The organism is Gracilibacillus salinarum, assembly GCF_022919575.1.
Taxonomy (GTDB): domain Bacteria; phylum Bacillota; class Bacilli; order Bacillales; family Amphibacillaceae; genus Gracilibacillus; species Gracilibacillus salinarum.
In genome coordinates this window covers 3,427,519-3,452,381 of sequence record NZ_CP095071.1, presented here as the reverse complement: position 1 = coordinate 3,452,381, position 24,863 = coordinate 3,427,519, and the positions used below count along the sequence as shown (strand labels likewise).

Below are 24,863 nucleotides of genomic sequence, written 5' to 3'. Positions count from 1 at the left end.
ACAAGGTGAGAAAGTGCAAACTTTTAACAAAAAACATTACACAATACTTTTTATTACCGGTATTATCCTTCTAGCCTTTAACTTACGTCCTGCCATAACTTCAGTAGGACCTATTATTGGTATTATCCGTGAAGATTTAGCAATCAGTAACTGGAGTGCAGGATTTTTAACAAGTCTTCCTTTAATTGCTTTTGCAATCATGTCGCCGTTAGCTCCTCGAATTGCCAATCGAACAAGCAATGAAAAAGCATTATTGTACGGGTTATTCGTCCTGTTAGCTGGCATTCTCATCCGCTCTACTTCTTCTATTGTATTGTTATTCGCAGGTACTGTATTAATAGGTGTGGGGATTGCTATCATAAATGTTATCTTGCCAAGTCTGATTAAAAGTAACTTTCCTAACAAGATTGGCTTAATGACTGGAGTCTATACAACTTCCATGTCCGTTGTGGCTGCCACAGCCTCAGGTTTAAGTGTACCGTTAACGACATCGTTAGATTTAGGATGGAAATGGTCCTTGGCCAGTTGGAGTATTTTAGCAGTGGTCGGGATCATCACATGGACATTTGCAATGAACAAGTCACCAGTTAAACACGAACAGGAATTATATGAACCGAGCACTACAAAACTATTGCGCTCTCCTGTGGCCTGGCAGGTTACCCTTTTTATGGGTTCGCAATCTTTCTTATTTTATGTCACGATCTCGTGGTTAGCTGAAATTCTGATCTCTCACGGATTTGCTAGTTCCAGTGCTGGATGGTATGTCGCATACATGCAATTCATCAGTTTACCTGCTACCTTTTTTACTCCTGTCATTGCAGGGAAACTTTCCAATCAGAAACCAGTTGTTGCTGTTTTTGGCGTCATTGGTATGATTGGTTATCTCATGCTGTATTTAGAGCCTGGCCATTTAGGAACTTTCGTTGCTATAACCTTAATCGGTATTATGTTAGGAGCAAGCATCAGTCTGGCTCTTGCATTACTAGGGTTACGTTCTACAAACGCTAGACAGGCTGCTGAATTATCAGGTATGGCACAATCATTTGGCTATACATTAGCTTCCATTGGGCCGATCGTTATCGGATTGCTGTTCGACATGACGAACAGTTGGAAACCTTCTATACTCACAATATTAGTGATGGGGGTTGTATTAATTATATTTGGTTTAGGTGCAAGCAGGAATAAATTTGTATTAGATGAATAAGATGTATTACCAGAAACATTTCCTTTCATTTTCATGATTGAGGGTGTATAATAACGGGTATACATGTAAGGGAGATGATTGCATGCAAAAATACATCACCCTCATTTTATTAGGTTTTATTATAAGTCATTTTACTATTTTTGATAAGCAAACTAATGTTCCAGCTAAGATCAACATCGAAGTAAATGAACATTTACAAACTTACAATAATATTGATGAAAATGATGGGTTGTCTAGTAAACTACTACAAAATCCTGTCGTCATTATACTTGCCATATTAAACACTGTATGTATCTTACCAATCGTTTATCTGGTTGTTAAGCGAAAATTTTTTTTACATGCAGTGTTTTTCCAATCTAGTTACCTAATCCCACATCGTTAATTTTCTTATCTACTATATGAGAAGATGAAGGAGGGAGAACGATGTGGTTTAGAATTCTAATGATTGGTTTATTCTCTTTCTCAGCAATCAGTGTATGGCTTTACCAAGGAATTGAAATTTTCCATATAATCACTGATTATTTCAGACAGAAATAATTACTAAAAAAACACCTTTCCGACCATAGCAGTCAGAGGGTGTTTTTTAGTACAACTTGTCCACATAGCTGCCATTAAAAAAGAGCCCCACTTCAGCAATCGCACCAAAACCGAAAAAGATAAAATAATAGCTAGCTTTTGTTATATCTTTGTTAAATAGTTCTTTAAAAGCCTGAATGAAAAACTGTTCAAACTTAAACCAGCTCAACACCCAAGCTGTAACCAGAAAACTCAAAATTGCCATTTTCCAATGACCTCCTCAAAGGTGAACATCTCCGCTCATTATGTTGATTTTAACACATATCAATCAGAATCTTTAACTTTTATTCTGCGTCATCCTTATTTCAAGATACTATTTTTTTGCATTCTTTATTATCGTTCAAATCAGGATATCCTTTGTGTATATTTTGTGTGCTGGAATGCCGCTCTGGAAATATGCTTCGCGGCCTGTGGGGCGGGAGTGGTTGGACGGAGCGGTATCATACCACACATAATTTTTCAAAATGACCACTAAGCATAAAGCGGCTAGTTGACATAATCCATATTATAAGAACTTACTTTCCTATTTAGCATGATTACTTCTATGACTGTACGTATATACTTTCTGGACTGATAAAAAAGGAGCTCATCTAAGTGATGAGCTCCCTTTTCGGCTTTATTACACTGCTTTTGTGTTCAATTCAACATCGATGTTTCCGCGTGTTGCTTTGGAATAAGGGCAGAAGTCATGAGCTTGTTTTGCTAATTCTTCAGCTTCTTCTTGGGAAACACCTTTAATTTCTACGTTTAATACGACACTTATTTTAAAACCACCATCTGCTTCGTCCTTGTTTAGACTGACTTCTGCAGTAATGGAAGAATCAATGTCTTTTTTTTGTTTGGATGCCATTAGGTTTAAGGCACCATCGTAGCATGCAGAATATCCTGCTGCAAATAGTTGTTCTGGATTAGAGCCTTTACCGTCTCCATCACCAGCTGGATTTACTAAATTTAAATCGATTAAACCGTCATCGGATTTTACATGACCGTCACGGCCACCTGTTGCTGTTGCTTTGGATGTAAATAATTTGTTACTCACTCTAACCACTCCTTTAAATTGTTTAGAACGACTACTGTGTTCTATATTCAATATTCTATCAATACTATTCCTTTTCCATCAATTATTAAACATTTTAATTAGAAACAAATTACTTTACACAAGAAAAATTTATTGCGATAGTAAAAGAGAAATTCAAAATCAAGGAGGTCCTATCATGCAAAATTTCAGCTTTTACAATCCAACGAAATTGCACTTTGGTAAAGGACAGTTAGACAAACTTCAAGAAGAATTAAAACATTATGGTACAAACATTCTCCTTGTTTATGGTGGCGGAAGTATTAAACGAAATGGTTTATATGAGCAAGTCACCACTATTTTAGAAAAAGAAAACAAACAAGTATTTGAATTAAGCGGCGTAGAACCCAATCCACGTGTTACTACAGCCCGTAAAGGAATAGAGATTTGCAAAACAGAAAATATTGACTTCATACTCGCTGTCGGTGGCGGAAGTACAATTGACTGTACGAAGGCTATCGCTGTAGGAGCTAAATCTGAAGCTGACATATGGGATATTGTCACCAAAAAAGCACACGCTACAGGAGCACTTCCATTTGGAACAGTGCTAACACTTGCAGCGACCGGTTCTGAAATGAACCCTGGTTCTGTAATTACAAATTGGGAAACAAATGAGAAGCATGGCTGGGGCAGCCCCTATTCATTCCCTGCCTTCTCTATTTTAAATCCTGACTTTACCAAAACAGTACCAAAGGATCAAACTGTATATGGCATGGTCGATATTATGTCTCATGCGTTGGAGCACTATTTCCATCACGAAGAAAATACATTATTGCAAGACCGGATGGTAGAAGGTATTCTACAAACAATAGTAGAAACAGCTCCTAAATTATTAGAAGATCTCGAAAACGAAACGCACCGTGCAACTGTACTTTATAATGGTACGATGGCCTTAAATGGTATGGTAAATATGGGATACCAAGGGGACTGGGCAACCCATAACCTTGAACACGCGGTATCTGCCGTTCATGATATCCCACATGGTGGCGGGCTCGCGATCCTGTTCCCTAACTGGATGGAATACGCAATAGATGAAAATATAGCTCGCTTTAAACAGTTCGCAATTCGCGTATTTAATGTAGATCCAGATGGAAAATCTGATAAAGAGGTTGGCTTAGAAGGCATTTCCAAACTTCGAGAGTTCTGGAACAGCATCGACGCACCTTCACGCTTAGCTGACTATGATATCGGAGAAGACAGCATTGAAGATATGGCAGATAAAACAGTCATTGCAAAACCGGAATTCGGTAATTTCAAAAAACTAACACGCGATGATGCTGTTGCTATCTATAAAGCTTCCTTATAAGAAAAGAAAAAAAGTGACCAGTAAAATTGCTGGTCACTTTTCTTTATCTTCTTCTTTATCCTCGTTTTGTTCCTTTTCTTTTACCTCATCTGGTAATGGATCAATTGTCTGCTTGTAGCCGTACCCTTTATTTAAAGTCAGAATCGACAATGCTAATACACCAATAACGATAACGATACATACTATAATGACTACCCACATAGGAAAAATCCTTTCCTTTCTTAATTTCTACACCCATTATAACACATAGTAGCGTAAGCGTTGTCTTTAAAAGAGTAACATTCACAGGACAGATGCACTCTTTTTTTATTTTGTCGAACGCTTTTATCACGATTACATAAACTAAACATGTGGATAGTTTTACTAAACCTATTAAATGAAGGAGTTTTGATTATGAATAATGCCAATCCAACTACTGTTGTGAAGCGTCAGAAAAAAGGTCGTAAGAAAAAATCATGTGGCTGCAGCAGCTTTAAAAAGAAAAATACATCAGATAGCTCTAAATAAAATACGAAATCATTACTTCAATAATAGATGCTACACCTGCTATTGCTAATATAATGATTATCGGTATAAAGATCGTTGAGAAATGGTGAAAGCCTATAAATAAGAAAATTGCTGACCAAATGCCGGTACACCAATGACACCTTAGAAGCTCTCCAATCCATCTTCTAATACCATTTCCTTTAAACATAACAGTCTCTTCAACCGTTCCATCTGACAGCCATTTCTCTTCGACCTCAAAAAATGGTGCACGAATAAAGCCTGTGATTTTATCATATACAATCAACCTTGTTAATCGAAATGATGCAAGCGATAATAAAATAAAAGACAACCACGTAATCATACAGGCACCTACCTCATCTACATATAGTTAATACCATCCTATTAATAAATTCTTGTTTTCATGCACCAAAGAAAAAAATAGCTAATCTCCAAGCTTTCTTTTCCTTAAACTTTGCTCTTGAAAACTTTATATTTTCCTGGCATTTAAAAAGCGGGCGCGCCTGCGCTTGGTACAGACTCTTTAAAGAGACAAAACCAGCCGGGAAACAACCAGATTTGTCTTCTTCTTTTAAAACACTACAAATCTCGTTGGACTGGTTACCACTTTTGGTTCCTTTCTCTTTAAACGATACAAATCTCGTTCCTCTGCTTACCACTTTTGGTCCCTTTCTCCCTAAACGATACAAATCTCGTTGCGCTGCTTATCACTTTTGGTTCCTTTCTCCTTAAACGATACAAATCTCGTTGCGCTGGTTACCACTTTTGGTCCCTTTCTCCCTAAACGATACAAATCTCGTTCCTCTGCTTACCACTTTTGGTCCCTTTCTCTTTACACAATACAAATTTCATCGCACCGCTCTCTACTCTTGGATCCTTTTCCTATAGAAAAAAAGCGGCATTCGGCTCGTTTCATAGCGAATACCATCGTTTTTCTTATACTTGGTACATTCTAGTTTTTCACTACGCCGAACTACACCTTCGTTAACATTTTCTTAACCTAGAACAAAGGCGCAAGCACCCGTTTAGAGACGTAGCGAGTGGAGCGAATCAACTGAGATAAAGGAATCACGGTGAGCTTGCGAATCGATGATGACTTATCGTAGGGCGATTTCGCGAAGTCGCCTAGTCTCTGGGCGCTGGAGCCGGACATGGCCGTTCTGTCAGCGAACATCATATAGACCAAAATTTATACTTTCTTGACCTATAAGAAAAACCGGGCATAAACCACCCGGTCCTAACTAAACAATAATATACAACTACCTATAATACTTCTCGACTGACAAAAAGCCAGGCTATGCCTGGCTTACGTTCGATGTTGAAGAAATTTACTATATAAAGAGGCAAGTACTTGTTGAAAAAGCATTCCCACTACAACAGGAACGGCCACCGCTCCCGGAAAGTATTGAACTGCAATGACCGCACCTGCACTAATATTGCGCATACCACTGCTGAAGGTTAAGGAAATAACATCCTCTCCTTTTCGCTTACACCATTTTGCAAGCAACCAGGCTAAATAATAACCACTTGCTGCTACAAAAAACATAACAAGCGCTATTTTTATCAGCTTAAAATCAAAATTCGTTAAGTAATCCGCCACTTCTGAACTATTGATCATAATTACTAGTGCCAATGCCATTTTGGAAAACGGCGCTAAGCGAGGACTCCACTTCTCATGAACCCGACCGTGAGTAACTTCATGCAATATCATCCCTAATAGTGAAGGAATGACAATCATAATAAACAACCCTTGCATCATTCCCCATACTTCTAAATCGACAGACGTTCCGATAAATACTGACAATGATAAGGGAACGATGAAAGGCGATAATATCGTATCAATTAAAATAATCGATAAGGTTAATGCAACATTCCCCTTATTCATGGATACCCATATAAAACTGGTAATACCGGTGGGGATAATCATCGCTAGAACGAAACCAATAACCGTTAATGGATCTTCAAAAGTAATGTGACCAATCAAAAGCGCCCATAACGGCATCAATATATGAAGGGTTACTAGTGCAATAACTACGGATAGTGGGTGTGCCACAACACGGTATACTGCTACGAAATTCAGACCGAGACTTCCCGCAAACGTCATAAAAGCAAAAATCCATATCACCCATCCATCAAGCTGCAGAAAAAAGTCAGCGAACCAGACACCCAGGATAACACTTGATGGTGCGATGAAAGGCATAATTCGTTGTAATAGTTGGTTTAATTGGTTTAACATTGCTGTCTGCTCCTAAGCTGTTATAGTTTCTTTAACCTTGGCCGCGCTTCAGACCAGTCCACTTCCACGTCCATTCCAAAGAAAGCCGATAATCTATCGGTACTGATCATGTCTTTTGTCATTCCCTGATCAAACACTTCTCCCTTTTTTAATAATAACGTTTTTGTAAAAGTCGGAAGAATCTCTTCTACATGATGTGTGACGTAAATGATCGAAGGTGCTAGTTCTTCTTTACTTATCGTTTCGATTGAAGCCAATAATTTTTCTCTCGCAATAAAATCCAAACCGTTCGTCGGCTCATCCAAAATTAAAAGCTTGGGATTATTCATCAATGCACGTCCAATCAGCACCCGTTGCTGTTCCCCTTGTGATAACGTACGATAAGCACGATTAGCATAAGAGAAGCAATCCAGTTCTTTTAATAACCGCTGGGCTCTTTCCCTCATTTCATCAGTTGGTGTTTCATAGAGGCCGATTGAAGCAAAGGCACCACTTAATATAACCTGGTATGCACTATCTGTCCCGTAAATTCGTTGTTTTAACGTGGAAGATACAATTCCGATTTGCTGCCTTAATGTTTCCCCAAGTATATCCTTCCCAAACTGTCTGCCAATTACTTTCACACTGCCTTCTGTAGGGAAATAATAAGAACACAGCATATGTAAAAGCGCTGTTTTGCCAGCACCATTGAGACCTAATAAAGCCCAGTGCTCCCCATTTTCTATCTTCCAATTCACATGCTTAAGTATCCAGTTCCCCTCTTTTTTTAAGGCAACGTCCCTTATATCTAATACCATCTTCCTCTCACTCCTTCTCTATTTTTAGTATACACCTCGCCCATTCAAATTTCCTGTCATGAAATTTTTTAAAAAAATTTATAGTTTTCTATTGAAAATGATTCTCATTATCGATATAATGTATGTAATCACATCCAGTGATGAAACATTCCCTTTACACATATCTTTTGTTACCCCCAATCAACAAAAGTTTTTAAGGATGTTTCCCAATCCATTGAGAGAAGCCTGGTTCAGGCTATCTCTCTTTTTTTTAACACTTTCTTAATTAAAATAATTTTAAATAAATATTGATTTTTATAAAACTTGTATTATAATAAAAGATGTACTACTAATAACAAAGGAGAGGTGCTTTACATGAGCCAAGATAAAAGATATTTAACAACAGCTTCTGGCGCGCCGGTTGGCGATAATCAAAACTCTATTACAGCCGGACACAGAGGACCGACTTTAATCCAAGACGTACATTTACTAGAAAAATTAGCTCACTTTAACCGTGAAAGAGTACCTGAACGTGTCGTGCACGCTAAAGGTGCAGGCGCACATGGCTATTTCGAAGTAACTAATGACGTTTCAAAATATACAAAAGCAGATTTCTTATCAGAAGTTGGTAAGAAAACACCAATGTTTATTCGTTTTTCAACCGTTGCAGGGGAATTAGGTTCTGCAGATACTGTACGTGACCCACGTGGATTTGCAGTTAAATTCTACACGGAAGAAGGAAACTATGACTTAGTTGGTAACAACACACCTGTTTTCTTTATTCGTGATGCAATCAAATTCCCAGACTTTATTCACACACAAAAACGTAACCCGCAAACACACTTAAAAGATCCAAATGCGACTTGGGATTTCTGGTCTCTATCTCCAGAATCATTACACCAAATCACCATCTTACACTCTGATCGTGGTATTCCAGCGACATTACGTCATCAAAATGGGTACGGAAGCCACACTTTCAAATGGGTAAATAAAGATGGCGAAGCATTCTATATTAAGTATCACTTCAAGACTGATCAAGGTATTAAAAACCTGGATCCAAAAGTTGCGGATGAAATTGCAGGTACTAATCCTGATTATCATATTGAAGATCTGTTTAATTCAATTGCAGAAGGTGACTATCCTTCTTGGACGTTAAAAGTACAAATTATGCCTGAAGCAGATGCTACTAACTATCGTTACGATCCATTCGATGTAACAAAAGTTTGGCCGCATGAAGATTATCCATTAATGGAAGTAGGGAAAATGGTATTAGACCGAAATCCGGAAAACTATTTCGCAGAAGTGGAACAAGCTGCCTTTTCCCCTGCGCATTTTGTGCCTGGAATTGAAGCATCTCCTGATAAAATGCTTCAAGGTCGTCTGTTCTCTTATTCTGATGCACATCGCTATCGTATTGGAGCGAACCATGAAACACTTCCAATCAACCGTCCAAAAGCACCTGTTAACAACTATCAGCGTGATGGCTATATGAGTCATAATGGAAATGGTGGAAGTGCACCAAACTATGAGCCAAACAGCTTTAGTGATGCACCAAAAGAAACACCAGAAAACAAAATCAATCCTTTTGAAGTATCTGGTTTTGCAGACAGTGCTCCTTATGATGCTGATGATCACTACTCACAGCCACGCGCATTATTCCGTGACATCATGGATGATGGTGAGCGCGATCGCTTAATGGAAGCTTTTGCTGGCCATTTAAGTGGTGTAACACGTGAAGGAATCGTTGATCGTCAATTAGAAAACTTTTATAAAGTAGATCCTGAACTAGCAGAAGGTGTCGCTGCTAAATTAGGCGTAGAAGTACCAGCTCACGTAAAAGAACAATAATAGTCAGCCGAAAAGGTTCCCGCTTCATTCTTAATGACGGGAACCTTTTTTTATAGCATATTCTGTATAATTGTGCAGATAATATAATCAAGCTGTCTTCATTAATCCATAGGCACAAGCAAAAGAATCAGATAATCACCACACTAATCAAACTAATTGCCATTATGGCTCCATAATTTTTAGTAATAATCTCAGCAACCAACCTCATACACTAATTGATGTGTGCTATTCAACAGCTAATAGCCTGTCATACATACTACACTCAAACACTTTTTGAAAATCCCCAAAAATTCAGGTTTCAATATTTTGGATAAAGGGTATTTAAAAATTGTTAAAGCCGCGATCAAATTCTGCTTATATGTGAGAATACATGACAATTTTGGAGGATTTATAAAGTTATTCTAAATGAATACCGCTCAGCATAACTCAGGCAGATTTATACAGTTTAATCACTCTATAAGCGGTTTGCGAATAAGTTCTGTTACCGATATTATATATAATGTACTATTTGCGCAATTAGAGTTGCCCGATAAGAAAGGAGCAAATTGTGATTAATAACGAAAACAATCAGTCTCCATCTGAACACGTTATCTTTCAGAAACCCACGAAAGAAGATGGAGCAGCCATGTGGAATTTAGTTACAAATTCAACTTTAGACACAAATTCTTCTTATAAATACATCTTGATGAGTGAGTATTTTAGTGACACTTGTGTCGTCGCAAAACAAAATAACCAAGTGGTTGGTTTTATTACCGCATTTATCCCTCCAAAAAAACCAGATGCTGTGTTTGTCTGGCAAGTTGGTGTAGATGCTTCACAACGCGGAAAAGGGATAGCATCCAAAATGCTGAACTATTTAGTAAAAAGCGATGCCTGTCAAAACGTTCAATTTGTTGAAGCAACCATTACACCGGACAATAAAGCATCACAATCTTTATTCCAGAAATTAGCTCGTGATTTTAATACCGAAATTACTTCCAGCGAGTTTTTTACCAAGGATATCTTTCCTGGTGATGAACATGAAGAAGAATTAAAATTTATTATCGGTCCTATTCGGAAATAATTTTTTGCAATTTTCCGAATGTTAAAAGAATGAATGTAGTATTAATGTAATTCGAAATATAATACAATTTTTTAGGAGGAACTTTAAAGATGAGTAAAAATCTTGATATTATCAATCATTATGAATCAGTAGTACGTAGTTATGTACGAAACTTCCCAACCGTATTTACAAAGGCGAAGAAACACAAAATGTGGGACGAGAATGGCAAAGAATTCTTAGATTTCTTCTCTGGTGCAGGTGCGCTTAATTATGGACACAATGATGATCATATGAAAGAAAAATTAATCGATTATATTACAAGTGATGGTATTACACATTCACTTGATATGGCTTCTGATGCTAAAGCCGAGTTTTTACAGAAATTTGATGACGTGATTTTAAAACCACGTGATCTTGATTATAAAGTCATGTTCCCTGGACCAACAGGAACGAACTCTGTTGAAAGTGCGCTTAAACTAGCTCGTAAAGTAACAGGCCGCACAGATATTATCAGCTTTACTGGTGGTTTCCATGGTATGACTATCGGTTCTCTATCCGTTACCGGTAACTCCATGAAGCGTCAAGGTGCAGGTATCCCACTGCAAAACACGGTAACAATGGCTTATGATAACTATGTAGATCACGATACACTTGTGTATCTTGAGAGATTTTTAGAAGACAACGGTAGTGGTGTGGCAATTCCTGCCGCTATGATCGTTGAAACCGTACAAGGTGAAGGTGGAATTAACGCTGCTCGTTTTGAATGGTTGAAGAAAGTAGAAGAAATCTGCCGTCGTTGGGGTATCCTTCTTATCATTGATGATGTGCAAGCTGGTATCGGTCGTACAGGTACATTCTTCAGCTTTGAAGCTGCTGGCATCGCACCAGACATTGTATGTCTATCCAAATCTTTAAGTGGTTACGGACTGCCGCTTGCTGTTACCTTGATCAAACCAGAATTAGATATCTGGAAACCAGGTGAGCATAACGGTACTTTCCGTGGTAACAACCATGCATTTGTTACGGCAACAGCTGCATTGGATTATTGGAAAGATGAAAATTTCGAAAAACAAATCCATGAAAAATCTGAACTAATCTACAGCTTCCTTGAAAAAATTGTTGCCAATTATCCAGAACTTAAAGGCGAAGTACGTGGACGTGGATTTATGGTAGGAATTGCTTCAGAAGTAGAAGGACTTTCCGAAAAAGTCACTGCTCGTTGCTTCGAAAAAGGATTAATCATGGAAACTGCTGGACCGAACGATGAAGTATTCAAATTGTTCCCAGCACTGAATATTCCAAAAGAAGACCTGCAAAAAGGGCTAGACATTATTGAAGAAAGTGTAAAAGGATTAGTGAAAGATCCCGTTACTAACTAATAGTAATAGGATAAATATAAAGTAGAACTAACTTATCTGGAAGTTAATGTCCATCACCCCCACTTAGCTTCTTAGCACCATTGGAAGTGGGGGCTTTTTTCCGGACATAGCACAAAGATAAAACAGACAATACAGGAGGATATACACGAATGAAAGTAGTAAAACTAGAAGACATTTTAGGTACTGAATACGATGTAGACGGAGGTAACTGGGTTAGTCGCCGTCTAATTATGAAAAAAGACAATATGGGCTATTCTGTAAATGATACCATCATTAAAGCTGGTACAGAGACACATATCTGGTACCAAAATCACCTTGAATCTGTTTATTGCATTGAAGGTGAAGGTGAAGTAGTAACACTTAGTGATAACAAAGTATGGCCTATCAAAAAAGATTCACTATATGCTTTAGATAAAAATGATGAGCACTTACTTCGTGCTACTACTGATATGAGAATGGTTTGTGTATTCAACCCACCTCTATCTGGTAAAGAAGTACATGATGAAAATGGTGTTTACCCGGTAGACGAAGACTAAAAACATCCCTTATTTTTTAAAAATTGATCATAACATTCCTTAAAATAATCTATTCCTATTAAAGGCTCCCTCCCCAAGGGAGCCTTTTTCCGTACTTGCAGAAAATATGACACAACTACGCCCATAACTATATAGTGATACTTTGATCATTAGGGTTTTTGAGCCCCACTGATCATTAGCGAAACTTATCAGGGTGTTTTCTCACTTTGATGCTGGTGATACTCGAAACTTGAAGTGGGAGTCTTACAGACGGGTAGCACCGTGATAAAAGCATATTACACGAAAAATGCTGACTTTTTCGTTTATACTAGGCATGAGGTGAATGATATGGCAAACAAAGAGATCGATGAATATATACAGGAAGGCATATATGGTGAGAAAGAGCTGCACCCTGATCAAAAAAGACAATATTTAGGCACATACCGGGAACGAGTCATCCTGGTAATGACGAAGCCACAAATACGTGGCGAAAAAGGGTTAAAAGAATTAAAAGAACTTTTCATGCAAAATCGAGACGGAACATTACGCTTAAACGGAAATATGAATACAAAGTTCTTCAAACCCTACCGGGAGCTCGCCAGCCAATACCACATCACCTACACGTATGTATCAAATATTGAAGCTGACAGTGAGTACGGCTTAGTGTTTTCAACGGATTATGCTGTCGATAAAGAGGATATTCAGTTAAAAGAAGAGAATAATGAATCAACAGAAACCAAACAAAAATCATGGTTTAAAAAACTTTTCGGAATTTAAAAACCGTGCATTACTCGCCCGGTCCTAATTGAAATAAAGTGAAACTTATCATGGTGTTAGCGTCTGCTTACTCCCACTTTGCTGCTTTGTGATACTCGAAGCTTGAAGTGGGAGTCTTACAAACGGTTAGCACCGTGATAAATGAAATACAACTACCTATAATATGGATTATGTAAACTAGCATTGCTATCACTTTGATATATTGTATGGGCTGGGATACCGCTCCGTCCAACCACTCCGCGTCCTGCGGGGCACGGCTGAAGCTAACTTTGAGAAGAAGGGCGCTTCACAAAGTGGATCTTCAGCACCTGCCTGTCCCGCGGGAGTTATTATGAACGAAACTAGCCCCTTTTCGTATTATCGAAGGTTAATCCGGGTATAGCGTAAATGAAATGAAAACCCAAATCAGAGCTAAAATACGAAAGGAGCTAGTACCATGAAGTATAACACAAAATATGTAGGATTAGACGTATCGAAAGAGAAAATAGCAGTAGCCGTTGCGGATGAAGGACGTTCTAAACCAAGGTATATTGGGATGATTGACTATACGGTAGGAGCCATTGATAAGATAATGAAGAAATTAGGAGAATCCGCAGAGCTTCAAGTTTGTTATGAGGCCGGAGCTGTTGGGTATGGACTCTATCGATTGCTTACACATTTGGATATCCCTTGCGAAGTTATTGCGCCATCCTTAATCCCTCAGAAACCTGGTGATAAGGTGAAGACCGATAAGCGAGATGCTTTAAATCTGGCAACCCTTTATCGCGCAGGGGAATTAACACCGATTTTTGTCCCCACGGAAGATGATGAGGCTTTACGTGATTTAGTTCGGGGACGTGAAGATGTGAAGGAAGATGAAAAAAGAGCCAAACATAGAGTGAACCATTTTCTTCTTAGAAATGGAAGAAAAGAACCGGAAGGAGTCAGAAAATGGAGTGTGAGATATTGGGAATGGCTTCACACCTTAACATTTAAACGATTAACATCAAGGAGCATATTCCAAGAATATGTGCAACAACTTAGGGAATCTCAACAACGATTAAAGCGATTAGAAAAGATTATTAAAGAAGAAGCCGAAAATGGTGTACATGCCCCCATGATTCAAAAACTTATGTCACTTCGAGGTGTAGCCTTAATCACCGCAACTAGTTTAGTGGCAGAAGTCGGTTCATTTGAACGCTTTCAAAAAGCCAGCCAATTTATGGCCTACACAGGTTTGGTGCCGATGGAAAGTTCCAGCGGGTATATACGGAAGCAAGGTAATATAACGAGAACAGGAAATAGACATGTTCGAAGGCTTTTGATTGAGGCTGCATGGAGTTATCGTTATTCACCTGCCGTGAAAGGAGAGTTGGCAAAGAGACAAAAAGGACAACCAGCTAATGTTACAACTATTTCGTGGAATGCCCAACAACGCTTGCATAAGAAGTATTTCCGACTAATGCGACGAGGAAAAGAAAGTGGTAAAGTTATCACAGCTATTGGGAGAGAGTTGGCAGGTTTCATATGGGCAATTGCCAACGAACCAACTAATGAATTTACGTAATCATTAAAGTAGGCATGCGCGAATAAAAGGAAGAAGTGATCTGTAATAAAAGGAAATGAATATAGGGCTTGAAGGCAAAGATAAAAACCGTAAAGGATAACGCACGACGTAGACTTGTGCTAGCTATGTTTTAATAGTGAACGCACGCCAGGAGTTCGTGACAGATCCTGAAACGGAAAGATAAAATGTGAGAACCCACGGATATCAGTATGCCAATCGGAGCAGAGAATTTTTGCCTTCATGCCGTGTGTTCACCTCCTTTATAACTGAAAAGGAAGGGTGAATCCCATTATTTCTTAGCTTTGCATAAGTGTCTCTCCTATCAAAAGGATCGTCAAGGAGAACACTTGACAATCCTTTTGATAGGAGAGGAGAAGTTGGTAAGCTAAGAAGAAGGAGATATTTTGCATATCTCTGCTTATTGAATAGTATTTAAAAAAAGAGCCAACATAGACTCTTAGCTTAAGGTTGCCCAAAATTAGAAACTTTCCATTGTTTGCGAGAGGGCCTTGACAGTTTCGTTCATATCAGTCTACGTGGTTGGCCTACGCTAGTATGGGGCTCTACAATTTTTGGAATTGCTAGCATATTGAATGCACCATAAATATCAGCTTTTGAATAACATAATGCCTAGAACCACTGCTTTTAGCTGTTTCAAATGTTGTAGAACTTCCCTTAAGCGTAAGAAATAGGCGGAGACTCCCGTGGAATCAGCGCGAGCTGAAGATCCACTTTGTCTGTGCCTGTGTCTGCTAGGGTCGTTTCGAAGTAAGCTTTCTCGGCACAAGGCAGCAAAGAAGTAATGCAAGTAGTAGCCTAGGTCGAGTAAGCGGGAATACCCTTCTTTGCTAGAGTATTCCTCCCTCCTCACAGAACCGTGCGAGCGCTATTTACGCACACGGCTCCTCCTATCATCTTTCACAGAATATACTTGATATGGGATCGTAAGTCATAGATACTGACCTTGATGGTGGGTAGCGGCAATGGGTACTTCTGTAGAAATAGTTGAAATTTATCCCAACTGAAGGATTTTCGCTGACTTCTGCGATTCATCCATTTGTATATCAGTTGTTCCACTTTATATAGAAATTGTTCCACAGTGTGATAATTATCCGTGATACAATAATAATTGTAATACCCTACTAGTGATTGGTACATTTTATACATGATGTCTTTGATGTCCATCGTTCGATGTGCTTTCAGCCAAGCTTTTTGTTTCTTCAGCTTGGATCGCACCTTCTTGTTACTAGTTTTCCTCTTTACGCGAAAGTTGCCTTTCTTGCTCTTTCCGCAGTAATGGGTAAAACCAAGAAAATCGAACGTGGACGGCTTTTTCTTGCCTTTACGCTTCGCATCTCTCATCGCATAGGGTCCAAACGAAATAATCTTCGTTTTCTCCTCTGCTACTTCTAAGTCAAATTTATGCAATCGATGAAGGAGCGCTCCATAAAATCGTTCGGCATCTTCTCTGTATTGAAAGCAACAAACAAAGTCATCCGCAAACCTCACCATATAGGCTTGTCCTCTACATTGCTTCTTGACGGTCTTTTCAAACCAAAGATCAAGGACGTAATGTAAGTATACGTTCGCTAATATCGGAGAGATGACGCCACCTTGTGGTGTTCCTTTTTCCGCATCAAAGTATTTCCCTTCCTCCATATAGCCGCCTTTTAGGAATCGAGCTATAATTTGTAGAAGTTTCGGGTCTTGAATACGATGTTGAAGGAATTTCATCATCCAATCATGACTTACATTATCAAAGAATCCCTTAATATCTGCATCTACTATATAATTGGTCTTGCGCTTCTCGATATATACATTAAGTACCTTTAATGCATCATGACAGTTTCTCTGCGGGCGAAAGCCAAAAGAACAATCCAGAAAGTCATTCTCATAGATAGCGTTTAGTATTCTAGTGATTCCCTTTTGAACGATCTTGTCCTCGTGGTCTGGAATACCTAAAGGTCTTTTCTTCTTCGAACCTGGCTTATCAATATACGTGCGTTTAACTGGTACTGGTCGATAAGCCATTTTCTTTAAGCGATCCACTAAGTTTTCAATATTACGATCCAATTGTCTTTCATAATCGCCCTTTGTCACTTCTCTCACACCTACTGCTTTGTCCTTGGGTAATTGATCGTGACATTGTTTGAGATTGTTCTCATTAAGCAGATGTACTAAGGATGTGAATGCAAAGTTCTTATCCTTTTTCGCTGATTCTGTTATCCTATTAAGTTTCGTTTCCATAATAATTCCACCTCTGTGTATGGATCATGTTTCCCTCGCAAGGTTGATGACAGGTAACGGGCTTCCCTCCATCGGCATTACCCGATTTCATTGGTACTATACCGTTATCCGACTTCCCTTAAGCATTTGACAGCCCTCACTTTATTATCGCTTGTTCGCCATTACTCTTCTGAAGTATTTCCGTTCAGAGAGACCTAAAGGATCTCCCGAGTTGCCGCAACATATCCATGTGTAACGTGCCAAGGTCACCGACTCCGGAGAAGTTATCATCCTCTCACCTCTAACGTGAATGATAATGTTGTCTTCTGTGCTTCAGAACACATCGACCTTCTCGATTTTGGGCACATTTCGAAGCTCTATCCCTTCAACACTATGGTTTTCGGCCCGTTACCTCACTGTCTACGCTTAAAGGCATGTGTTGCCACATAACCCTCCAAGACTCGTTACAAGTGAATGGTTAGTTCTTACTTGACGGGAATCCCACCCGCTATATGTTGCGACCTACGCTCGGTCGCACCTGAAGCCGTGCCCACAGGACGCGGAGCCTATTTCTGGAGCTTTGCTATCCATATAATAACTATCAAAATAGCCACAAAAGTGAGACAGCTCCACTTTACATAATCCATATTATAGGAACTTAAATCCATCTTCTTTATCTTAGGGCGATGCATGCAGGCCCGCGTGGACTTGGCTGTTCATGTTAGAAAACGCGAGGAAAACTAAAAATTTCATACAATCTTACCTCATTAAAAGAGCTGGGTTTACATCACCCAGCTCTTTTTAACCTTTATCAACTTATCGTTAATATGGCCAAAATGACCATTATCAGCACTCATTATACACTCACAGTTGCAGACTCCAAAACGTTTACCAACCGTTTCATTCCTTCTTCAATCAAGGCCGGCTCTGAATTGGTAAAGTTTAATCGGAATGTGTTTTCTTCAGGATCGGACACGTAAAAAGGTGCACCTGGAACGAAGGCTACTCCTGCTGCTACTGCTTCGTTTAACAATGTAGTCGTGTTGATATGTGATGGCAATTTAACCCAGAAGAACATACCGCCTTTTGGTACGATATATTCCAGACCATCCAGTTCAACAGAATCTAATAAGCGCTTCATAACGAGCATTCGTTCATAATATGTTTTTCTAATCGTCTGAATATGGCCATCGATATCAAAATCGTTTAACAAATGAACCAAAGCATGTTGGCCAATTGAATTGGTATGCAAATCGGTTGCCTGCTTGGCTTGTGCCATGATTCGAATAATTTGATGTGGCCCAACAATCCAGCCAATTCTCACTGCAGGGACAACCGTTTTTGAAAAAGTGCTCGTATATAGAACAAGCCCATTGTCATCTAATGATGCAATTGATGGCGGTGCTTCTTGTTCATCGAACTTCAGCTCTCCGTATGGATCATCTTCAAAAATCACCACATGATATTGATTGGCTAATTCTAATAATTTCTTGCGTCTTTCTAACGACCATACTTTTCCTGTAGGGTTTGAATAAGTCGGAACTACATAAATACATTTGGGTTTATGCTTGATAATCTTTTCTTCTAAATCGGCAAGCATCATTCCGTCATCATCCGACTCCACTGCTACCACTTTTGTTTCATATGATTCAAACACTTGTAATGCTGCTAAATAGGTAGGGTTTTCTGTTAAGATAACATCACCTTCATTAAACATTACACGCGAAAAGAGATCGATGGCCTGCTGACTACCTGATGTAACCAATATATTGTCAGGAGATCGGTGTAATCCTTTTTGTTTCATTCTTTCAGATAACAATACTCGAAGCTCTGACACACCTTCTGTTTCACCATATTGCAGTGCCTTTTTGTTAGTTGTGATAGCTTTATGAAAAGCCTGATCCACCGCCTCGACTGGAAATAGTTTCTCCTCAGGCAGTCCCCCAGCGAATGAAATAATATTACCTTGATTAATAATTTTCAGAATATCCCGAACTGCCGACGACTTTAAATGCTTAACTCGATCTGAAAACCCATATTTCATCTTTAATCCCTTCTTTCCTATTTTATCTTTCTAAACTATTTTTGATAATCTGCTATTCTATATAGTGGAAAAGACAGCTACCGTACTAAGTAACTGTCCGAAAGCATTATCCTAAAATTGCACGGTCATTATCCAGCTGTTTCCCACGGATTCGTTGGAATTCATGTAATAACTTCTCAATCGTCAGCTCCTGTTTCTCTTCTCCCGAAACTTCTAATATGATTTGACCTTTATCCATCATAATCAATCGATTACCCAAATCTAAAGCTTGTTGCATATTATGTGTTACCATCAGGGTTGTTAATCCGAACTGTTCGACGACCTCTCCAGTTAAATTCGTGATTAATTCCGCTCGAGATGGATCCAATGCTGCAGTATGCTCATCTAATAATAATATATTCGGCTCCGTAAAAGTTGCCATCAGCAGGGATAAAGCTTGACGTTCCCCACCAGATAAAAGTCCGACTTTAGCGTTCAAACGATTTTCCAACCCTAAATGGAGCGTTTCTAAATGCTCTTTAAACAACGATTTCCGCTTTTTACTTACTCCGATTTTCAATGTTCGTTTTTTGTTTCTCGCGTAAGCCATTGCTAAGTTCTCTTCAATTGTCATCGTTGGAGCGGTCCCGGCCATCGGATCTTGAAACACACGCCCGATAAATTGAGACCGTTTATACTCTGGTAACATCGTGACATTTTTGTCATCAATCGTCACAGTACCAATATCCGGTTTTAATGAACCAGAGATCATATTCATTAACGTTGATTTACCAGCACCATTACTGCCAATCACAGTAACGAAATCACCTTTTTTCATATTTAATTGTATACCTTGTAAAGCTTTCTTCTCATCCAGCGTACCTTCATTAAATGTAATCGCAACGTCCTTCATACTAAGCATTATTAGCCCCCTCTCCACTGGCTAACAGTGCCCTTTTTCGTCTCTTCCGGCTTGCTTCTTTTTGGGACGCGATAATTTTAGGTGCGATGAGGGCGGCGATAACTATGACTGCTGTTATTAATTTCGTGTCACCTGTTTCCAGAAATTCTACTTTTAATGCTAATGTCAATACGATCCGATAAACAATTGCACCACAAATAACAGCTAAAGTAGTTCTTGCAATCGTCTTTGTTCCAATTAATGCTTCCCCAATAATTACAGAGGCTAGACCTATTACTATCATTCCGATTCCCATGCTCACATCAGAGAATCCGCCATATTGAGCAATAATTGCGCCTGCTAGGGCAACTAAAGCATTCGAAATTCCTAAACCAACGATGGTCAAGTTATCTGTATTCGCTGAGAAACTACGAATCATTTTTTCGTTATCACCAGTAGCTCTTAACGCTAGACCCACGTCTGTTTTCAAGAAATAATCTGTCAGGACTTTAATCACAATGGTGATAAAAATCATTAATATTAGAACTGCCCAAGTGCCGGGAACTCTCTCCGCTCCCATTGAAGTTAATAGTCCATTCAATGCCTGGTCAATTCCTAAACTTCCCCAGAAACCTTCTATTTGATTAAATATAGTCGGTTCATTCAACAACGCGACATTTGGCTTACCCATGATTCGCAGATTAATAGAATAGAGTGCAATCATCATTAATATACCGGATAATAAAGGATTAATCTTTCCTTTCGTATTCAAAATTCCTGTAACAGCTCCTGCTGCAAAGCCTGCTAAGACTGCGTAAAAAGTCGCGATTACTGGAGGTACTCCATTCACAATCGATATCGCCGCAACTGCTCCTCCTGTTACAAAACTGCCGTCTACCGTTAAATCCGGGAAATCTAAAATACGAAATGAAAGATAAACACCTAGAGCCATCAGCGCATAAATTATGCCTGATTCTATTGCGCTGAACATGGAAATTAACATCAAACTCTCCCTTTCTGTCCTTCAAAAATCATTGGATAGAAAACCCCGACCACTTTTTCTTGCATGTATGTCGAGGTTTTCTTCCAAATTATTCTGCTTCTTCTGTTTCTAACAATTCTGCATCTGCATCCCAATCACTATTCCATTCCACACCTTGTGCTTCTGCTGCTTCTTTATTAATAAAAAGCTGCATACTAGGGGGTATTTCAACAGGTATATCTGCTGTTGTTTTTTCACCTGTTAAGATCTCTGCTGCCATTTCTCCGGTACGATAACCGATCGTGTAATAATCTATACCGTATGTTGCAAAGCCACCACGTTTCACGGAATCTGGTTCTCCGACTAATAATGGAATGCTTTGTTCTTCTGCTACATTTACTACTGTTTCAAGAGCAGATACCACCGTATTATCAGTGATAATATAGAAAACATCAGCATTTCCTACTAATGAAGTCGTAGCTTGCTGCACTTCAGATGAATTTGAAACAGTTGCTTCAGCAGTAGTTAATGAAGTACCTTCCACCGCTGCATTTACTGCATCTATTTGAGCTACTGAATTAGCCTCGCCTGCATTATAAATTAAACCAACAGTAGAACCTTCAAAGTACTTATCAATAAAATCTACCGTATTTTTTATAGCATCCGGATGTAAATCCAATACACCTGTAATATTTTCACCAGGTTGCTCCAATGATTCTACTAGTCCGCCTTCAACGGCATCTGTTACAGAAGTAAAAAGAATTGGAATATCACTAGTTGCTTGTAATGCACTTTGAGCACTTGGCGTCGAATTAGCAAAAATTAGATCTACCCCATCTGCTACAAAGTTATTAGCAATGGTCGCCGTATTATTTTGATCTCCTTGCGCTGATTGGAAGTCGTATTCAACATTCAATCCAGCTTCTTCAATTGCTGCCTGGAATCCCTCATATGCTGCATCTAATGATGGATGCTCGACGATTTGTGTAGCACCTATTTGATAAACTTTGTCTTCCGTTGCTTCACCTTCTGTATCGTCAGCTGTTTGTTCGGTGTCCTCACTTCCACCAGATCCACTCGTCTCTTCGTCACTTGTTCCACATGCCGCCAAAACAAGAACACTGAAGAAAGCCGTTAGTAATAAAAATAATAAGTTCTTTCTCATGCTTCCCAACTCCCCTATTTTTCTATAAATTTTAAATTTTCAAACTTTTTAAAATACATTATAGCACAACTTTAGTAGCATAGGTACAACTAAAACGCAAATATTCTTTGAAATAAATGGGTATATGGATAGATTGATAGTCTAGCAGTTGAACAATACTCATTCGATGCTGTTGATAACATTATAATTAAGGAAAGTTTTACACTTTATACACAGCTTTATCGACAATTTCCAAAACTGTTAGGTAGATTCAACACAAGTTATGCACAAAATTAACAGATATTCAGGATAATTGGCTAGTTATTCACATATTTATAAAGTGAGACTTCAATCAGTTGGGGGGTTTCCCCTACTGATTACTAGCGAAATTTATCAGGAAGTTATCGTCCGTAATCCCCCACGTATCTTCTTATTTATCTCTCAAATCTTGAAGTGGGGGTATTACAGACGGTTAGCGGAGTGATAAAATATTAACTAACATGTTTTTGAAAAATACTATTAATTTATCCTAAGTATGTGGATAAACCATTGAATAACTGTGTTTTTCCACAGTAAATCCTTATATCTCCTTTTAACCTAGCACTTATACACGGAGTTATCTACATACCAACACCCACGACTTATTAATGGCAAACAAATGATAAAGCAGGGTGTGGATAAGACAACCGGAACACATGATAAAGCCCCATCGACAATTGTGATTAACGAAAGTATTATAACTTCCTTTAATACGATTTATTTCAACTAGCTGCGTAGTGTTTATTTTGAAATGAATCATGTGCTGGGAGACCGCTCCGTCCAACCACTTCGCGTTCTGCAGGGCATAATTCCGGATCTTGGCTAAGCAGATGAAAACTATCAACAAACAAATCCGTAATGTAAGAACCCATCTTTAGCATGACTCTGCGATTCTGACTATACTTATACTTCTTATTCTCACCACAAAAATAGCATACCAAGTAATGTGCTACTTGGTATGCTATCCATTGTCTTATGTCAATACTAAACAGTGTATACCTCTGTCGTTATTGATCGTTTCTGTTGATAAAGTCTGTAACGGCTCCCAGTGAGGAACAGGATACATTGTGTGCATATTTACCTAAGACACCGCGTTTGTACAATTCTGGTGCTTTCCAGTCTGCACGTCTGTTTGCTAGTTCTTCTTCGGATACGTCCATTGACAGCTCTTTTTTCTCTGAATCGATCGTTACCATGTCACCTTCCTGCAATAAACCGATTGGTCCACCGGATTGTGCTTCAGGTGCGATGTGTCCTACTACAAGTCCATGCGTACCACCTGAGAAACGACCATCCGTTAATAATGCTACCTTTTGGCCAAGTCCTTTACCGACAAGGATTGCGGAGATAGACAGCATCTCTGGCATACCTGGTCCACCTTTAGGTCCTACATAACGAATAACTAATACGTCACCTTCATTAATTTCATTATTCATTACAGCATTTGTTGCGTCGTCTTCATTCTCAAATACGCGCGCAGGACCAACATGCCGTTTAACCTTTACACCCGATACCTTAGCAACGGAACCGCTTGGTGATAAATTACCTTTTAGGACAATTAATGGACCGTCTGCACGATATGGATTGCTAAGTGGGTGGATAATATCTTGCTCATCTGTTAATACAGGTGCATCCGCATAATTTTCAGCGATTGTTTTACCTGTAACCGTTAAGCAGTCACCGTGCAAGAATCCATTATCCAATAAAAGGCGCATAACTGCAGGTACGCCTCCAATTTTATGAAGATCTTCCATTACATATTTACCACTTGGCTTCAAGTCAGCCAAGTGAGGAACTTTTGCTTGAATACGATTAAAATCATCGATCGTTATGTCCACTTGCGCTGCATTTGCAATCGCTAATAAGTGAAGAACTGCATTCGTCGAACCACCTAAAGCCATTACAGTTGTGATCGCATTCTCGAATGCTTTTTTCGTTAAAATATCTTTCGGATAAATATCTTTTTCTAATAAATGATACGCAGCTTCTCCTGCTTTGCGGCAATCTTCAAATTTCTCAGGAGATTCAGCAGGATTGGAAGAACTTCCTGGCAAGCTCATACCAAGCGCTTCAACCGCTGTTGCCATTGTATTCGCCGTGTACATACCACCACAAGAACCAGCACCCGGACATGCATTACACTCAATACCTCTTAACTCTTCATCATCTATATCGCCGTTATTGTGTTTTCCAACACCTTCAAAAACCGACACGATGTCTAATTTTTCACCCTTACGATATCCAGGTGCAATCGTACCACCGTATACGAATACTGCTGGTACATCAGAGCGTGCAATCGAAATCAAGCAACCCGGAATGTTTTTGTCACAGCCACCGATTGCTACATAGGCATCCATGTTCTCTGCACCCACTACTGTTTCAATCGAGTCTGCAATGACATCACGACTTGGCAACGAATAACGCATACCAGATGTACCCATGGAAATACCATCGGATACCGTAATTGTATTAAAGATCATCGGAACACCGCCCGCAGCACGTGCACCATCTTTCGCCTGAATGGCAAGATCATCTAAGTGAATATTACATGGTGTTACTTCACTCCATGTACTCGCTACCCCAATCATCGGTTTCTTAAAATCTTCATCTGTTACCCCAACTGCACGTAACATCGCACGGTTTGGAGCACGTTTTGAATCATCAAACACTTTACTTTTGATACGCAAGTCTTTCCCCATACCATTTGCCTCCCAATTATACTTTCTAATAAAATTGAATTTTAAATTTTCTGTAAAATCAAGAT

The 24,863-nt window shown here is 39.0% G+C and carries 21 protein-coding genes; 9 read left to right on the top strand and 12 right to left on the bottom strand.

Annotation, left to right across the window (positions count from 1 at the left end; all coding sequences use genetic code 11):
• The first annotated feature begins 13 nt into the window (after positions 1–13).
• Together MUN87_RS16140 and MUN87_RS16135 are read left to right on the top strand one after the other, a co-directional pair.
• Positions 14–1,204, top strand: a complete 1,191-nt coding sequence (locus MUN87_RS16140; protein WP_244741686.1) for a CynX/NimT family MFS transporter — start codon at positions 14–16, stop codon at positions 1,202–1,204.
• 82 nt (positions 1,205–1,286) lie between these two features.
• Positions 1,287–1,586: a DUF5652 family protein gene (locus MUN87_RS16135; RefSeq protein WP_244741684.1), complete on the top strand. Its 300-nt coding sequence runs from the start codon at positions 1,287–1,289 to the stop codon at positions 1,584–1,586.
• Positions 1,587–1,787: 201 nt separating this feature from the next.
• Here MUN87_RS16135 and MUN87_RS16130 read toward each other — a convergent pair whose 3' ends face one another.
• Positions 1,788–1,985 carry a hypothetical protein gene (locus MUN87_RS16130; RefSeq protein ID WP_244741682.1) on the bottom strand — a complete coding sequence of 66 codons (198 nt, stop codon included), beginning with the start codon at positions 1,983–1,985 and terminating at the stop codon, positions 1,788–1,790.
• A gap of 414 nt (positions 1,986–2,399) precedes the next feature.
• Positions 2,400–2,819 (bottom strand): organic hydroperoxide resistance protein, encoded by a 420-nt coding sequence (locus MUN87_RS16125; protein WP_244741681.1) that lies wholly within the window; start codon positions 2,817–2,819, stop codon positions 2,400–2,402.
• 175 nt (positions 2,820–2,994) lie between these two features.
• Here MUN87_RS16125 and MUN87_RS16120 point away from each other — a divergent pair, with 175 nt between their 5' ends.
• Complete coding sequence (locus MUN87_RS16120) at positions 2,995–4,161, top strand: iron-containing alcohol dehydrogenase (RefSeq protein WP_244741679.1); 1,167 nt, start codon at positions 2,995–2,997, stop codon at positions 4,159–4,161.
• Positions 4,162–4,194: 33 nt separating this feature from the next.
• Here the strand turns inward: MUN87_RS16120 and ytzI are convergent, their stop codons facing one another.
• The 4 genes from ytzI to MUN87_RS16100 all read right to left on the bottom strand — a co-directional run bounded on the left by ytzI (position 4,195) and on the right by MUN87_RS16100 (position 7,698).
• Positions 4,195–4,362, bottom strand: coding sequence for a YtzI protein (gene ytzI, locus MUN87_RS16115; protein ID WP_244741677.1), 168 nt, complete (start codon positions 4,360–4,362; stop codon positions 4,195–4,197).
• A gap of 298 nt (positions 4,363–4,660) precedes the next feature.
• Positions 4,661–5,008, bottom strand: coding sequence for a DUF1360 domain-containing protein (locus tag MUN87_RS16110; RefSeq protein WP_244741675.1), 348 nt, complete (start codon positions 5,006–5,008; stop codon positions 4,661–4,663).
• A 963-nt stretch (positions 5,009–5,971) separates the two neighbouring features.
• Entirely contained in the window at positions 5,972–6,901 is a 930-nt protein-coding gene (locus MUN87_RS16105) for a bile acid:sodium symporter family protein (RefSeq protein WP_244741674.1), read from the bottom strand.
• Positions 6,902–6,921: 20 nt separating this feature from the next.
• Positions 6,922–7,698, bottom strand: coding sequence for an ABC transporter ATP-binding protein (locus tag MUN87_RS16100; protein ID WP_244741672.1), 777 nt, complete (start codon positions 7,696–7,698; stop codon positions 6,922–6,924).
• Between the two features lie 354 nt (positions 7,699–8,052).
• Between MUN87_RS16100 and MUN87_RS16095 the strand changes: the two genes are divergently transcribed.
• From MUN87_RS16095 to MUN87_RS16070, 6 genes are all read left to right on the top strand, one after another.
• Complete coding sequence (locus MUN87_RS16095; RefSeq protein ID WP_244741670.1) at positions 8,053–9,525, top strand: catalase; 1,473 nt, start codon at positions 8,053–8,055, stop codon at positions 9,523–9,525.
• Between the two features lie 625 nt (positions 9,526–10,150).
• Entirely contained in the window at positions 10,151–10,588 is a 438-nt protein-coding gene (ectA, locus tag MUN87_RS16090; RefSeq protein WP_244724310.1) for a diaminobutyrate acetyltransferase, read from the top strand.
• 89 nt (positions 10,589–10,677) lie between these two features.
• Positions 10,678–11,946 carry a diaminobutyrate--2-oxoglutarate transaminase gene (gene ectB, locus MUN87_RS16085; protein WP_244741668.1) on the top strand — a complete coding sequence of 423 codons (1,269 nt, stop codon included), beginning with the start codon at positions 10,678–10,680 and terminating at the stop codon, positions 11,944–11,946.
• A gap of 149 nt (positions 11,947–12,095) precedes the next feature.
• Positions 12,096–12,482, top strand: coding sequence for an ectoine synthase (locus tag MUN87_RS16080; RefSeq protein WP_244741666.1), 387 nt, complete (start codon positions 12,096–12,098; stop codon positions 12,480–12,482).
• Positions 12,483–12,809: 327 nt separating this feature from the next.
• The gene (locus MUN87_RS16075) at positions 12,810–13,238 is read left to right on the top strand and encodes a YueI family protein (RefSeq protein WP_244741664.1); all 429 of its coding nucleotides are present in this window, start codon (positions 12,810–12,812) and stop codon (positions 13,236–13,238) included.
• A gap of 436 nt (positions 13,239–13,674) precedes the next feature.
• A complete protein-coding gene (locus MUN87_RS16070; RefSeq protein ID WP_244741663.1) occupies positions 13,675–14,784 on the top strand; it encodes an IS110 family RNA-guided transposase in 1,110 nt (369 codons plus the stop codon).
• 918 nt (positions 14,785–15,702) lie between these two features.
• Here the strand turns inward: MUN87_RS16070 and ltrA are convergent.
• The 6 genes from ltrA to ilvD all read right to left on the bottom strand — a co-directional run bounded on the left by ltrA (position 15,703) and on the right by ilvD (position 24,798).
• On the bottom strand, positions 15,703–17,031 hold the full coding sequence (ltrA, locus tag MUN87_RS16065; RefSeq protein ID WP_244741661.1) for a group II intron reverse transcriptase/maturase: 1,329 nt from the start codon (positions 17,029–17,031) through the stop codon (positions 15,703–15,705).
• A gap of 835 nt (positions 17,032–17,866) precedes the next feature.
• A complete protein-coding gene (locus MUN87_RS16060; protein WP_244741659.1) occupies positions 17,867–19,054 on the bottom strand; it encodes an aminotransferase-like domain-containing protein in 1,188 nt (395 codons plus the stop codon).
• Positions 19,055–19,160: 106 nt separating this feature from the next.
• Positions 19,161–19,955, bottom strand: a complete 795-nt coding sequence (locus tag MUN87_RS16055; RefSeq protein ID WP_244741658.1) for an ABC transporter ATP-binding protein — start codon at positions 19,953–19,955, stop codon at positions 19,161–19,163.
• A complete protein-coding gene (locus MUN87_RS16050) occupies positions 19,948–20,937 on the bottom strand; it encodes an ABC transporter permease (RefSeq protein ID WP_244741656.1) in 990 nt (329 codons plus the stop codon). Before MUN87_RS16050 ends, MUN87_RS16055 begins: the two co-directional genes overlap by 8 nt.
• An 88-nt stretch (positions 20,938–21,025) precedes the next feature.
• The gene (locus MUN87_RS16045) at positions 21,026–22,081 is read right to left on the bottom strand and encodes an ABC transporter substrate-binding protein (RefSeq protein ID WP_244741654.1); all 1,056 of its coding nucleotides are present in this window, start codon (positions 22,079–22,081) and stop codon (positions 21,026–21,028) included.
• A gap of 1,025 nt (positions 22,082–23,106) precedes the next feature.
• Positions 23,107–24,798: a dihydroxy-acid dehydratase gene (gene ilvD, locus MUN87_RS16040; protein WP_244741652.1), complete on the bottom strand. Its 1,692-nt coding sequence runs from the start codon at positions 24,796–24,798 to the stop codon at positions 23,107–23,109.
• Positions 24,799–24,863: the final 65 nt, after the last annotated feature.

Coding starts and splice junctions, on each gene's coding strand:
- MUN87_RS16135 (WP_244741684.1), top strand. CDS start 1,287: ATGCAAAAATACATCACCCTCATTTTATTAGGTTTTATTATAAGTCAT.
- MUN87_RS16130 (WP_244741682.1), bottom strand. CDS start 1,985: ATGGCAATTTTGAGTTTTCTGGTTACAGCTTGGGTGTTGAGCTGGTTT.
- MUN87_RS16120 (WP_244741679.1), top strand. CDS start 2,995: ATGCAAAATTTCAGCTTTTACAATCCAACGAAATTGCACTTTGGTAAA.
- ytzI (WP_244741677.1), bottom strand. CDS start 4,362: ATGTGGGTAGTCATTATAGTATGTATCGTTATCGTTATTGGTGTATTA.
- MUN87_RS16110 (WP_244741675.1), bottom strand. CDS start 5,008: ATGATTACGTGGTTGTCTTTTATTTTATTATCGCTTGCATCATTTCGA.
- MUN87_RS16105 (WP_244741674.1), bottom strand. CDS start 6,901: ATGTTAAACCAATTAAACCAACTATTACAACGAATTATGCCTTTCATC.
- MUN87_RS16100 (WP_244741672.1), bottom strand. CDS start 7,698: ATGGTATTAGATATAAGGGACGTTGCCTTAAAAAAAGAGGGGAACTGG.
- MUN87_RS16095 (WP_244741670.1), top strand. CDS start 8,053: ATGAGCCAAGATAAAAGATATTTAACAACAGCTTCTGGCGCGCCGGTT.
- ectA (WP_244724310.1), top strand. CDS start 10,151: ATGTGGAATTTAGTTACAAATTCAACTTTAGACACAAATTCTTCTTAT.
- ectB (WP_244741668.1), top strand. CDS start 10,678: ATGAGTAAAAATCTTGATATTATCAATCATTATGAATCAGTAGTACGT.
- MUN87_RS16080 (WP_244741666.1), top strand. CDS start 12,096: ATGAAAGTAGTAAAACTAGAAGACATTTTAGGTACTGAATACGATGTA.
- MUN87_RS16075 (WP_244741664.1), top strand. CDS start 12,810: ATGGCAAACAAAGAGATCGATGAATATATACAGGAAGGCATATATGGT.
- MUN87_RS16070 (WP_244741663.1), top strand. CDS start 13,675: ATGAAGTATAACACAAAATATGTAGGATTAGACGTATCGAAAGAGAAA.
- ltrA (WP_244741661.1), bottom strand. CDS start 17,031: ATGGAAACGAAACTTAATAGGATAACAGAATCAGCGAAAAAGGATAAG.
- MUN87_RS16060 (WP_244741659.1), bottom strand. CDS start 19,054: ATGAAATATGGGTTTTCAGATCGAGTTAAGCATTTAAAGTCGTCGGCA.
- MUN87_RS16055 (WP_244741658.1), bottom strand. CDS start 19,955: ATGCTTAGTATGAAGGACGTTGCGATTACATTTAATGAAGGTACGCTG.
- MUN87_RS16050 (WP_244741656.1), bottom strand. CDS start 20,937: ATGTTAATTTCCATGTTCAGCGCAATAGAATCAGGCATAATTTATGCG.
- MUN87_RS16045 (WP_244741654.1), bottom strand. CDS start 22,081: ATGAGAAAGAACTTATTATTTTTATTACTAACGGCTTTCTTCAGTGTT.
- ilvD (WP_244741652.1), bottom strand. CDS start 24,798: ATGGGGAAAGACTTGCGTATCAAAAGTAAAGTGTTTGATGATTCAAAA.